This window comes from Cupriavidus sp. 05N38, from assembly GCF_056397345.1.
On sequence record NZ_JBFTNF010000122.1, the window covers coordinates 1 to 12,803 of the forward strand.

At 58.0% G+C, this 12,803-nt stretch carries 12 protein-coding genes; 9 read left to right on the forward strand and 3 right to left on the reverse strand.

Going from position 1 to position 12,803, the window contains the following annotated elements; translation table 11 throughout:
- Nucleotides 1-66: 66 nt before the first annotated feature.
- From AC1DK4_RS39710 to AC1DK4_RS39720, 3 genes are read right to left on the reverse strand one after another with little or no spacing between them, the layout of a single operon-like run.
- Complete coding sequence (locus AC1DK4_RS39710; RefSeq protein WP_441620770.1) at nucleotides 67-1,236, reverse strand: lactonase family protein; 1,170 nt, start codon at nucleotides 1,234-1,236, stop codon at nucleotides 67-69.
- Between the two features lie 36 nt (nucleotides 1,237-1,272).
- Entirely contained in the window at nucleotides 1,273-1,680 is a 408-nt protein-coding gene (locus tag AC1DK4_RS39715) for a Zn-ribbon domain-containing OB-fold protein (protein WP_441620768.1), read from the reverse strand.
- Between the two features lie 4 nt (nucleotides 1,681-1,684).
- Nucleotides 1,685-2,854 carry a thiolase domain-containing protein gene (locus AC1DK4_RS39720; RefSeq protein WP_477132219.1) on the reverse strand — a complete coding sequence of 390 codons (1,170 nt, stop codon included), beginning with the start codon at nucleotides 2,852-2,854 and terminating at the stop codon, nucleotides 1,685-1,687.
- Between the two features lie 211 nt (nucleotides 2,855-3,065).
- Between AC1DK4_RS39720 and AC1DK4_RS39725 the strand changes: the two genes are divergently transcribed.
- From AC1DK4_RS39725 to AC1DK4_RS39765, 9 genes are all read left to right on the forward strand, one after another.
- Nucleotides 3,066-3,281, forward strand: coding sequence for a rubredoxin (locus tag AC1DK4_RS39725; protein WP_441620764.1), 216 nt, complete (start codon nucleotides 3,066-3,068; stop codon nucleotides 3,279-3,281).
- Nucleotides 3,282-3,605: 324 nt separating this feature from the next.
- On the forward strand, nucleotides 3,606-4,613 hold the full coding sequence (locus AC1DK4_RS39730; protein WP_477132220.1) for a LysR family transcriptional regulator: 1,008 nt from the start codon (nucleotides 3,606-3,608) through the stop codon (nucleotides 4,611-4,613).
- Nucleotides 4,614-4,685: 72 nt separating this feature from the next.
- Nucleotides 4,686-6,089, forward strand: coding sequence for an FAD-dependent tricarballylate dehydrogenase TcuA (tcuA, locus tag AC1DK4_RS39735; RefSeq protein ID WP_441620760.1), 1,404 nt, complete (start codon nucleotides 4,686-4,688; stop codon nucleotides 6,087-6,089).
- Nucleotides 6,082-7,281 carry a tricarballylate utilization 4Fe-4S protein TcuB gene (gene tcuB, locus AC1DK4_RS39740; protein ID WP_441620758.1) on the forward strand — a complete coding sequence of 400 codons (1,200 nt, stop codon included), beginning with the start codon at nucleotides 6,082-6,084 and terminating at the stop codon, nucleotides 7,279-7,281. Before tcuA ends, tcuB begins: the two co-directional genes overlap by 8 nt.
- 107 nt (nucleotides 7,282-7,388) lie before the next feature.
- On the forward strand, nucleotides 7,389-8,708 hold the full coding sequence (locus tag AC1DK4_RS39745) for an NAD-binding protein (RefSeq protein ID WP_441620756.1): 1,320 nt from the start codon (nucleotides 7,389-7,391) through the stop codon (nucleotides 8,706-8,708).
- Nucleotides 8,709-8,781: 73 nt separating this feature from the next.
- Nucleotides 8,782-9,756, forward strand: a complete 975-nt coding sequence (locus AC1DK4_RS39750) for a Bug family tripartite tricarboxylate transporter substrate binding protein (protein WP_441620754.1) — start codon at nucleotides 8,782-8,784, stop codon at nucleotides 9,754-9,756.
- A 91-nt stretch (nucleotides 9,757-9,847) separates the two neighbouring features.
- The gene (locus tag AC1DK4_RS39755) at nucleotides 9,848-10,789 is read left to right on the forward strand and encodes a Bug family tripartite tricarboxylate transporter substrate binding protein (RefSeq protein WP_477132221.1); all 942 of its coding nucleotides are present in this window, start codon (nucleotides 9,848-9,850) and stop codon (nucleotides 10,787-10,789) included.
- A gap of 15 nt (nucleotides 10,790-10,804) precedes the next feature.
- Nucleotides 10,805-11,644 carry an SDR family NAD(P)-dependent oxidoreductase gene (locus tag AC1DK4_RS39760; RefSeq protein ID WP_441620750.1) on the forward strand — a complete coding sequence of 280 codons (840 nt, stop codon included), beginning with the start codon at nucleotides 10,805-10,807 and terminating at the stop codon, nucleotides 11,642-11,644.
- 198 nt (nucleotides 11,645-11,842) lie between these two features.
- Nucleotides 11,843-12,803, forward strand: a 961-nt coding sequence (locus AC1DK4_RS39765; RefSeq protein ID WP_477132222.1) for a porin, incomplete at its 3' end; no start/stop codon positions are given.

The following is a 12,803-nucleotide window of genomic DNA, read 5'->3' on the forward strand; positions in this document are numbered from 1 at the left end:
GATAGTTTCATTCCGTGGAACAGGTTGTAAAAAATGCAGATGAATCATAGCATTCAAAGATACGTGCTATTGCAGTGAGACCAGTCCAGACCAGTACTGCATCTGACTTCCCTCTGTGCTCACGTCGTACTTCCGGAGGAACTCGAGTTGCCCCTCGTCTCGAATGCGGAATACCGAGAGCGCGGCGGGAACAATCTCGATCGCTCCGTTGACTCTTGTCCCAAGAGGCTTCACGCTCGCGGCAACTAACAGTCGACCGGTCGGATCGCAAGAGAATGTCCGAACATGAAACGACTCCGTGTCGATGTGCTGGAGAAGAGAGGGGAGTCCCGTCTCAGAATCAATCTGATACGCAGCGATGTTGTTCTCGCCCGAAGTGAACACGCGGACGCCGTCGCACTCCACGCTGCCATCGGCGCGGTTCGCGACATAGACCCAACGCCCGCTAGGGTGCACGTGGATGGGTCCTGCAAGCTGTCGGGCGTGTATCTCCTGGGGGGCGTGGAGCGTTGGCAGGGTGCTGAGCGGCCGCGGTTCAATGAGGTTGTCTTCGATACGAAACGTGTGAAGACAATTTGTGCGTTCGTCAGACGCGTAAAGCCATTTGCCGGAAGGATGAAAGTCGATATGCCGCGGGCCAAATCCGAATCCGCGGTTGGGGGCCACTACCTCATGGGCAGTAAGCTGGCCGTCATCAAGGGTAAAGCTCCTGAGGGCCCCGGGCTCCTCCGGACGATCCTTCGTGCTGTTGTTTCCGCGGTCGATCAAGAGGGCGGCCTCGCCGGAGGGAAACGCCATGACCTGGTGTGGATAGATGCCGAAGTTGGCAGAGGTGGCTTGCCCGATCCTGGCGCCGATCGAGCCRTCGGCTTCGATGCAGTCGACCGTGACCCCCGTTTCCGGAAAATTGTGCGCGCATAGAATATATTTTCCCTTCGGGTCCACGCACATGTGAACGGCGCGGTCCGGCAGGATTCTTGGCGAACCGAGCGGTGTCAGCCGGCCATCTTCTTTCATGCGGTAAGCGGCGACATGGCTGTAGTCGGACTTGATATGAGGTCCGCTGCTACTTGTCGTCACGTAGAGAACATTCAACGAAGGGTGACGCCAGGCGTATTGCACGCGGGACATGGCCTGAATCGATTCTTGCTTGTCTAACGTCCCCGCATCCACGTTCACGCGGTACCGTGTAATGATGTCGTCTACTGCGCTATAAAGAACAACGGCTTCTCTCATGGTTACTCCTGTCGCGATGTTGGGAAACCAGCTGGCTTATCGAGGCGCCGGAGCAAACATCGGTACGGAGATGCCGGACTCTGAAAGCTTGAAGACGACGCTGACTCGTTGCCCAATCTTCACCGTGTCCAAGTCTGTATCGACAATGTTCGTCATCAGGGTGGGCCCATCGTCCAGAGTCACATAGGCGATGCAATATGGCGCGCCGGCTCCGCGACGAGTAACGCTATACGTGTAGATATGGCCTTTGCCAGTCGACTGCGACCACCTGACGTCGGCGCTCCAGCAAAACGGACAAATGGCACGCGGATAGTGGTGAACTCTGCCGCAACTGTCGCACGCCTTAACGAGAAGTTCGCCCTTGGCTGCGGCTTCGAAGTACGGTTCATCCCCAGGGTTCAGGGCTGGATCCGAGATTTTGCGATCTGCAGGGATGGTCGACATTTCTTTACTCCCGTTCCAGGATGACTGTGGCAGCGCCATGCCTGTGACCGATGGCGCCGCCGATGCCCGTAGCCAGCGCAAGCTTGCAATTCGGGACTTGCACGCTCGGATGTGCTTCACCGCGAAGCTGACGCACGGCTTCGATGATCTTTGTAATACCACCGCGGTTTGCGGGGTGGTTGTTGCAGAGACCGCCGCCGTCGGTGTTGAAAGGCAACTTCCCGGCGCCTGCAATCAAGTTCCCGTCTGCAACGAACCGTCCACCGGTGCCTTTCTCGCAGAATCCAAGATCTTCGAGCTGTAGTACGACAGTGATGGTGAAGCTGTCATAGATTGACGCGTACTGAATATCGGAGGGGCGGACGCCAGCTTCCTCAAACGCCCGGGGGCCAGTCCATGCCGCGCCGGTGTACGTGAGATCGATGTCCCCCCCCATTTGGTGCTTGGTGGTTTCTGCGCTGCCGATAACCCTGACGACCGGCCTTTTGAGTGTCCTGGCAATCTCCGGGCGTGCCACGATGATGGCGCCACCGCCATCACTGACGACGCACGAATCGAGGCGATGCAGTGGATCTGCAATGAGCGGGGAAGCAAGAACTTCGTCAACCGTTACCACGTTTCGCAGCATCGCATTCGCGTTGTGCTGGGCGTGATGAGAGGCCGCAACTTTAACCCAGGCAAGTTGCTCGCTCGTCGTGCCGTACTTGTGCATATGCAGCATTGCACACATGGCGTACAGGTTCAAGGTGACTGGGTTGTAGGGCATTTCAAATGGAGCTTCAGGCATATTTGTGCCGCGCACCCGCACCTGAGTTCCAGAAATTCCCTCCGAGTTCGGCCGACCCGCAAGCGTGATCAGCGCCACATTGCATTTGCCGGCAGCGATGGCTTCCGCCGCATGTGCCACATGAGCCAGATAGGAGCATCCGCCCATGTCGGTCGAGTCGACGTGGCGGAGCMTGTTCAGGTTCAGATAGTTGGCCATCGACCAAACATTTGCCCCTGGGGCATCCCCAGCGCAGAAGTAGCCGTCTACGTCCTCACGCGTCAGCCCCGCGTCCTCGATCGCTCCTTTCGCCACCTCTGCGTGCAGCTGCGCCACGGAATGCAAGGGCGCTTTGCGCAAGGGGTGCTCGTATGCGCCGACGATACAAGCCTTGCCTCTGACACTCATTTTTGTCCTCCTCAACACATCCTGAAAATTCGTCTTGCGGTTCCGATCAGTGGAATCTATGCTAGCCACTAGAACACATGATAGCATCGGAACTGTGGTTGTGCTGGGAGTATCCGTTCGGGTGCACATCGCAGCACCATGTGTTTTTCTGGGAGCAGTGGCCGGATTGCCGCTGGCATCAACCCGGATATCGAAGCCAAGGAGAGTAGTTGTGGAAGACGTTCAAGCAGGTCCGGCTGAATTGGTAGGCGCTGGAGTGGAGTTCAAGGTGTGGCAATGCGCCTTGTGCGGATTTATGTACGACGAATCTGTGGGTATGCCGGACGAGGGCATCCTTGCTGGCACACGCTGGGAAGACATTCCTGATGATTGGCGTTGCCCTGAATGCGCAGTCGGCAAAAGCGACTTCGAAATGGTAGAAATCTAGGAACACAGCCACGGCGATGCGCAGTCAACGGTGTGCGCATTCCTGGCCATTGGAGCGAGACCATGAGAGATGCGCCGACCTCGTTGAGATCCCTGTTCGAGAAATGGATTGGCAATGGCAACCGCGTCGCGACGCGCGTTATTCGGGGACGCCATCCGATCCAGGGAACAGGGTGCGTTGAAGTTCAGTTTGAGCGTGCGTCAGAACTGCATTCGATTTGGTTCTTCCGACATGAAGACGGTTCGTGGCGGGTCTTTCCCCCGTCTCCCGGTCGCCTGCAAGCAGCTCTCATCGCTTCAGAAGCACTCGTTTAAGCGAGCACAGATGGAACTTAGACAACTGCGCTATTTCGTCAGTGTGATCGAGCATCGAAGCATGGGGAAGGCGGCGCTCGACCTTGGCCTCGTGACATCGGCGTTGAGCCAGCAAATCAGCCGTCTGGAGGGTGAACTTTGCACACGCTTGTTGCAGAGAACGTCGACAGGTGTTGTTCCGACCGATGCCGGCCTCGCTTTCTGGCGCCAGGCCCAACTTGCACTGCGACACGCTGATGCCGCCGCAACTGCTGCCCGGCACRCTCGGCTTACCGGATACGTGAGCGTAGGACTTGCTCATAGTACTGCCGGAATTGTCGGCGTACGCTTCATGCAGGCGATGCGCAGCCGCTATCCCGACGTGAAGGTCAGAATTGTCGAAAGTCTTTCCGGCTATTTGTCGAATATGCTCAGCGCCAGGCAGATCGACTTGGCGGTGCTCTTTCGCGAGGAACCGTCACAGCGCTGGTGCAGAGTGCGGCTTCTCAACGAGAGACTGTTCTTGATTGGATTGCCAGACTTGCTCGGTATTCCCTTGGGCGAGAACGCCACCATCAATCGAGCCGCCGCCCTTCCGCTGATTCTTCCAAGTGGTTCTCACGGCTTGCGATCGCTGCTTACCCGATGTTTCGAACACGCTCGAGTAGAGCCAAATGTGGTGGCGGAAGTTGACGGACTCAGTTTGCTAATGCGCGCGGTTAAAGCCGGAATGGGGGTAACAATCCAGCCTGGTTCCTTGCTGGCACCGGGCTCCCATGCGGAGTTGAGCAGTGTGCAACTCGGCGATGAAGGCGCTCAACGAGAGAACATTCTCATCAGTCTCAGTGAAGATGAGCTATCGCCCGCGGCGCTGGCAACGCGAATAGTCCTGGCGGACGTCATCCGAAGCACTGTTTCGGAAGGGCGATGGCCGGGTGCGACACTCGCCGATAGCCGGCAATCCGGGACAAGGGATGCAGCGTCTTCCTGCAGTGCCATCAATCAGGCCACGTCCGGGCAGAGTCTTCATGTTCCATGAAGAACTGTTTGCGAAGAGAGGATGGCGGGGATCCGACCTAACTCATATAGTCGGAGCCTTAAGGAGACACAGATGGTTGACGTACTGATCATAGGCGGAGGCAATGCCGCGTTGTGCGCGGCGCTGATGGCGCGGGAAGCAGGCGCATCCGTCCTGTTGCTCGAAGCATCACCGCGGGAATGGCGCGGCGGCAACTCGCAGCACACCCGAAATCTGCGGTGCATGCACGATGCGCCGCAGGATGTCCTGGTAGACGCCTACCCGGAAGACGAGTATTGGCAGGATTTGCTCAAGGTGACAGGTGGCAAGACCGATGAAAAGCTCGCTCGTCTGGTGATTCGAGCTTCATCGACCTGCCGGCCATGGATGCAAAAGCACGGCGTCCGCTTCCAGCCGCCGCTATCGGGGGCTCTTCACGTTGCACGCACGAATGCCTTCTTCATGGGGGGCGGAAAGGCCCTCGTCAATGCCTACTATCGCAGCGCGGAAGCTCTGGGCGTAGAGATCCGCTACAACACGCCAATACATGGGATCGAGCTGGATGGCACGCGCTTCGTTGCCGCTGTAGGCGAGAGCGAACGCTTCACGGCAAGGGCTTGTGTCCTTGCGGCAGGCGGATTCGAATCTAATCGCGAATGGTTACGCGACGCCTGGGGACAGAACGAAAGAGGTGAGTGGCCGGCGGACAATTTTCTCATCCGCGGGACGCGCTTCAACCAGGGCGTCCTACTGAAGCACATGATCGAAGCCGGTGCGGACTCTATCGGTGACCCCTCGCAGTCACATTGCGTGGCCATTGATGCCAGGGCACCTCTATATGACGGTGGAATCTGCACACGCATTGATTGTGTGTCACTGGGTGTCGTCGTGAACCAGAACGCGCAGCGGTTCTACGATGAAGGAGAGGACTTCTGGCCAAAAAGATACGCTATCTGGGGTCGGCTCGTCGCTCAGCAGCCAGATCAGATCGGCTATTCGATTATCGACAGCAAGGCCGTGGGACGCTTTATGCCACCGGTGTTCCCCGGGCACAAGGCGGACACGCTTGATGAGTTGGCCAAGAAGCTCGGCGTACCGGTCGATGCGTTTGTTCAGACCGTGGAGCGATACAACGCAGGCTGTCGAGTGGGGACGTTCGACCATACAGCCCTCGACGATTGCCAGACAGAGGGTGTGAACCCGCCGAAGACCCACTGGGCGCTGCCTATCGATAGGCCGCCGTATTTCGGCTACGCGCTACGACCTGGTATCACATTCACCTATCTGGGACTCAAGGTAAACGACTTGGCGCAAGTCCACTTTGATGGCAGTCCGAGCGACAACCTCTTTGTGGCGGGCGAGATGATGGCTGGCAATGTTCTGGGGCAAGGCTATACGGCCGGTGTCGGTATGTCGATCGGAACGGCATTTGGACGGATCGCAGGAACTCAGGCAGCGCGGGTTGCCACTATCAAGCGGACAGAAAGCTATGCATGACTTGGAACTTTTGGTAAAGGAGGCAGAGTCGCTAGCTGACCAATCGACCTCTGCGTCCGCGAAACTGCGTCAGATCGCGGTGTTGCCGCTTACAGACGACGAAGCCGAGGTCTCTCGCCAGATGCAGATCTGCAATGCGTGCAGGTACTGCGAAGGCTTCTGCGCAGTATTTCCGGCAATGACGCGACGTCTTGAGTTTCACAAGGCGGACGTCAACTATCTGGCGAACCTATGTCACAACTGCGGTGCCTGCTATCACGCCTGCCAGTATGCCCCTCCTCATGACTTCCGGGTCAACGTGCCCCAGGCGATGGCGCGCGTACGCCTGCAGACCTACACCGAGTACGCGTGGCCGGCCACGTTCGGCCGTCTGTATCGCAACAACGGGACAACTGTTGCTGTTGCCTTGTCCACTGGGTTGGCGCTGTTTCTGATCCTGGCGATGGTGGTAACCGAAGGATCCCTGGTTCAGGATGGTCTGGCAGCGAACTTCTACGCGATCTTCCCGCACAACCTCCTGGCCGCGCTTTTCGGTGCTGTTTTTGGATTTTCCTTGCTCGCATTGGCAATCGGGGTATCACGATTCTGGCGTGCGCTATCGGTCAATGGCCTTGGTGCCGGAGCTATTGCCGAGGCCACCTCAAACGTGCTGACGCTGAAGTATCTGGATGGCGGTCATGGGGCAGGCTGCAATGAGGCAGACGATAAGTTCACGTTGTGGAGACGACGCTTCCACCACCTCACGTTCTATGGATTCTTACTTTGCTTTGCTGCCACATCTGTCGCAACGTTGTACCACTACGCGTTCGAAATGCATGCGCCGTACCCGCTGCTAAGCGCCCCGGTTCTCCTTGGCACCGCGGGTGGCGTGGGACTGATAGTCGGGCCCTTCGGCCTCCTCTGGTTGAATCTGCATCGTGACCCGAATCGTTCAGATCTGCGACAACGGCCAATGGACATCGGGTTCATTGTGCTCCTGTTGCTCACGAGCGCATCGGGCTTGGCACTGCTTGCATTCAGGGAGTCCGGGGCTATGCCTAGCCTGCTCGCCATCCATCTCGGCATTGTCATGGCGCTCTTCGCGACACTCCCGTACGGAAAGTTCGCGCACGGAATCTTCCGCTCTGCGGCTCTGCTGAAGTCAGCGCTGGAGAAGCGTCAGGCGAACAGCCTCAAGTTGGGCAGTGAATAGTGCACGTTGATCTCTGCGACACGGCGGTTCCGCATGTCCCAAATGTGGGCTGAACGCAGCTGAAAGCAGGGCGAAAGAACAAGCAAACACGAACAGGAGACATTGCAATGAAGGTTGGATACGTAGGTCTCGGCGCGCTTGGAGGAGAACTTGCGCGACGTTTCATCGGCAAACACGATCTTTTCGTCTGGGACCTCAATGCCCAGGCGCTCGAGGTGTTCAAAGGCCTTGGCGCCAGCGTGGCTGCATCTGCCGCAGACCTCGGACGGAAATGCGACGCGGTCGTGATCTGCTTGCCACGTAGTTCCGACGTTCTGCAGCTTGTCTCGGGCCCAGAGGGACTCGCCGCCGGCTTATCGGCGGGGAAGATTGTCATCGACCAGACCAGTGGCATCCCTGCCGAGACCAGGAAAATTGCTTCGCTTCTCTCCGAAATTGGAGTGGAGATGATGGATGCCGCGGTTTCTGCAAGCCCGCAAATTGTAGCGAGTGGAAGTGCCACCCTTATGGTCGCGGGCTCGGACGGGGTCTATGAGAAGGCACGCCCGTTGCTGGACACAATGGCCGGTACCATCCATCGCTGCGGCATCCGCATTGGTGATGGCCAGGCCATGAAGATGGTGAACAACGCCATGAATGGTGCTGGTCGAATTGGCATGCTTGAGATTGTCGCCATGGGGATCAAGGCTGGGCTTCCCCTGGAGCGGATGGCTGTAGAGCTGAACGAAAGCCTCGGACGGAGTCAGGTAACGGAGAAGATGCTACCTGCGTTAGTGGAGGGAAGGGCTTCCACCCGGTTTGGACTTCCTCTGATGCTCAAGGATATTACCCAGGCAATGATGCTTGGGATGGAGGTTGAGGTACCGCTTCCGATTACGAGCATCGTGCGTGGCTTGTTGCAGGTTGGGGTCAATACCCTTGGCCAGGGCTCCCAGCTCGAAGACATGGTCGGAGTCATCGGAGACATGGCCGCCACATGTATCGGTCCGACGAGCGCGGAGAACGAGGGAGCGGGCCAGTCAGCAGAATCGGATGCCAACGCCGTGGCTCCCCTTGTGGAGGCCGCAATGTTCGCGCTGGGGCAGTTGGTTACCTATGAATGCACCGCGCTTGGTATCGCTTACGGCTTGCGGTTGCAAGACATCTCGACGGTGATCAACTCGAGTTCCGGCTGGAGTGGCGCGTCGCGTGCGCTCCTGCCCGCCCTTTTGGCCGGCGATCGTAGCCCCGTCAGACCGTTGCGTGAGGTCGCCGACAACCTGCGCAAGGCCTGTGCGCTCGGAAGTAAGGTTGGCGCCCCGATGTTCGTGGCAAATCAGGTGCGCTGCCTGTACGAACAAGCGGCGGTGGCTGCTGCCGAGAAGGCGGATGTGGCGGAAGTCGCGGGACTCGTCGAAGACGTGTCCGGTATTCGTTTCACGCAGTAGGACTTGTGGAGTCCAGCACTGCGGTAAGGAGCTACTCGAAAATGGGTGGCCAATATGAAATCTTGGAGACTACATGAAGCGCCCCATTGTGAAGGCCCTGGCCTTTTCTGGTATTGCACTGGCAATCTCCTCTGCGAGCTTCGCCGCGGACCCGTTCCCCAATCGTCCGGTGCGTATTGTTGTGAATACCGCGCCAGGCGGTCTGCTGGACTTCACCATCCGCCTTGTCGCGAAGGAGATGGGAGCCAACCTCAAGCAGTCGGTCATTGTCGAGAACCGAGCCGGTGGGGACGGCCTGATCGGTATCAACGTGACCAAGTCAGCGGCAGCCGATGGCTACACCCTCCTAGGCTCGGCGGGCACCATGGCTTTCCAGCAGGTTATTCGGGACGATCCGGGCTATGATTTGACACGTGACTTCACCGGCGTGGGCTTCGTTGGACGATCGCCATTCCTGGTCGTGGTATCGCCGGAGCAACCCGACAAATCGCTCAGGGACTTCGTCGCGCGTGCCAAGGGTCATCCGAACACGCTCTCATATGGCTCCGCGGGCGTCGGCACCGCGCCTCACTTTGCTGCCGCGCTGTTCAACCAAAAGGCCGGTCTGCAACTGCTCCATGTCCCGTACAAGGGGAACGGGCCAGCGATGCCTGATGTCATGAGTGGGCGCGTAAACATGATTTTCGACGCCTACTCGAGCAGTCGTGGCTATCTGACTGCTGGAAAGCTCAAGGCGCTGGCAGTTACCTCGACAGCGCGGATATCGGCGCTACCTAATGTTCCCACCCTCGCGGAAGAGGGCGTTCCGGGTTACAGCTACTACACGTGGATGGGTCTTGTAGCACCAACTGGCACGCCCAAGGAGGTCGTTCAGCGCCTCTCGGAGGCTCTGAAGAGCGCCTTGAGTAATAAAGCGCTGGCTGAGCGGCTGAACGGCGAGGGGGTAGAGACGCCCCAGATGACTACAGTTGAGTTCAACCAGTTTCTAGCCAAGGAAGTCAGCCAGACACGGAAACTCGTGACCGACCTCAACCTGCCGAAACAGTAAGCAATGTTCGGGCAAGATCAGACTCAAAGCAATGGGTGCGTCTGCCGTAGCGTAGCCACGGAAACAAGCAGTCCTCATCTGGGGAAAAAGAATGGATAACAGGAAGAATGCAAAAGGCATGGCGTCAGTCACCCGTAGATCACTGTTGTTGGTGGCGTTGGTGAGCATCAGTGTCCCGGCACTCGCTGACGTCTACCCTTCGAGGCCGATTCGTCTGCTGGTCGGCTTTGCCGCTGGTGGTACCACAGACGCGATCGCTCGCTTCTACGCGCAGAAGCTCGCCGTCGAACTCAAGACGCCGGTGGTGGTCGAGAACAAGCCAGGAGCTGGTCAGATCGTGGCGATCCGGTCCTTGAAGGCAGCCGCGCCTGACGGATATACGTTGTATATGGGCACAGGAAGCGCGCTATCGCAAAGTCCGGGCGTGCGCAACGACTTGCCCTACGACCCGGTCAAGGACTTCACATTTGTGGGCCTTGTTGGTACGGCGCAAGGAGTAATCATCGTCAACAACGACGTACCGGCGAAGTCGTTGCGCGACCTGGTCGCATACTCGGCCAAGCATCCCGGGCAGCTGAACTTCGGCTCTTCGGGTATTGGATCCGCTAGTCATCTGGCCGGTGAGTATATGAGCAAGGTGTCGGGAATGATGATGACGCATGTTCCGTACAAAGCAGACGCAGATATCGTCCAGGCGATGTACACCGGCTCGGTGCAAGTCGGAATTGCGCCCGTCCAAGGCGCGGTTACGGCCCTGAGCAGTGGCAAGGTTCGAGCGTTGGCAGTGACCGGCACGCGGCGCGTCAAGGCTATTCCTGATGTACCTAGCGTGTCCGAAGCCGGACTGAAGGGATTTGAAGGACTTGATCCCTATACCTACTACGGAATGATTGGACCTGCCGGATTGCCGGAAGACGTCGTGAGAAAGGTGAACGACGCAATAAATCGCATCTCCTTATCGCCGGATGTCGCCGCACAAGTGCGAGACAAGCTGTATGGTCACTTCAGTAAGTTGGTCAGTGGTGCAAGCTAAAGGTTAGGAGAGGAAATGGGAAACGAAATTGCATCTGCATTGGGCCGTACTTCTGGAGAGCGCCTGAAAGGCAAGGTCGCCGTCGTAATCGGGGCTGGCCAAAGTCCAGGAGAGGGCGTAGGCAATGGGCGCGCAGCCGCTATCAGGTTTGCACGTGAAGGCGCGCGTGTCCTGGCGGTGGATCGGAACATCGAGTCCGCACAAGAGACCGCATCAATCATTCTTGCGGAAGGCCTCGAATGCGTAGCTGCTTCCGCAGACGTGACGCGAGAGGAAGATCTTGCGAGAGTGATGACTGATGCAGCGCAACGGTGGGGCTCCCTGGACGTACTTCATAACAACGTCGGCGTCAGCATTGCGGGCGGAGACAGAGATCTGATGGAGATCACAGAGGAAGGTTTCGACAACATCTGCCGGATCAACCTCCGAGGCACCGTGTTCGCATGCAAGCACGCAGTGGCAATCATGCGTGTGCAGCGGTCTGGCGTAATTGTCAACGTATCATCTTCCGCCGCAGTAGGAAAGTATCCCTACGTCGCTTACAAAGCCTCTAAAGCGGGCGTTATTGCATTCACAGAGCAGTTGGCCCTCCAGAATGCACCTTTCGGCATCCGAGCAAACTGCGTGCTGCCCGGGCTCATCGCCACGCCGATGGCAGTCGATACGCGCGTGAAGGAATGGGGGCAATCGCGAGAGCAGGTCACTGCGGAACGAAATGCAAAGGTGCCCCTCGGCCGGCAGGGTACAGGCTGGGACGTTGCGAATGCGGCGCTGTTCCTGGCTTCCGACGAAGCCAACTTCATTACCGGAGTGTCGCTTCTCGTGGACGGTGGAAGAATCCTGAATCGCATCTAGGCGACGCAGCCAGACCCGGGCCGTTTCAACGGACGTTACCAATGCCTTGAGAGGCGGCCTCGCTCCTCAGGGCGGGCGTCCCATTTTTTTGCCATTTGAAAAAATGGAACTCATGCCGATGTTCGAAACAGAGCCGCCCGGCGGGACGCAAAAGTACCGAATCGACATTGTGAGTAGAAAAACCCAAGAGGAGGAGACATGAAAAGTAAGGCGATTGTATGGTTCGCCGGTGTGGCATCGGTTTGCGCCGGAAGCGCATATGGGCAATCCAGCGTCACGCTATATGGCGTAGTGGACACCGGGATAGAGTATGCGAATCACCAAACGGAGGGCAACAATAGCGTCGTCCGCATGACGCCGGGCAATATGGCTGGCTCCCGTTGGGGGCTGCGCGGCACTGAAGATCTGGGTGGCGGATTGAAATCCCTCTTTGTACTAGAAAGTGGATTTGAGTCTGACACTGGGCGCGCGTCGCAGAACAGCCGACTGTTTGGTCGATCAGCATACGTGGGGTTGCAGAGCGGATGGGGTGTGCTGACCCTGGGTCGTCAGACCAATGCGCTCTACGACATCTTCGGCACCGTGGACCCGATGTGGATCGCATCAAAGTATTCCATTCTGGTGCAGGACGCTGCCTTCTCCGCTAGAGCTGACAACACGGTGAAGTATGTGGGCATATTCGGGGGCCTGAAAGCGAACGCAATGTATAGCTTCGGCGCTGACAGCACTCGAGACAATGCGAGCGAAGTGCCAGGAAGTCCGAAGATTGGCCGGGAGATCGGAGGAAGTCTGACGTACACGGGCCAGAACTGGGAGGTGACGGCCGCATATGACCAGATCAACACCGGTACTCGAACCACTACGCCGGACGCCACCACCCGCCGTGCTGTAGTTGGCGGCAATTTCGCTATTGGGAATGCCACGCTCTTCGCTGGCTACCGTTGGGCCAAAGCGCTAGACGGCGCACTCCTACCGGGCGCGCGGGCCGGATCGAATCAACGCTCGAACCTATACTGGACCGGCGTCAGATACCAGGTAACCCAACCGCTAAACGTCGTCGCCGCAGCGTATTACCAAGATTTTTCTGGAGCCAGTGCCGACCCTTGGTTCTTCGTGCTCTCCAGCGACTATGCATTCTCTAAGCGTACCGACGTCTACC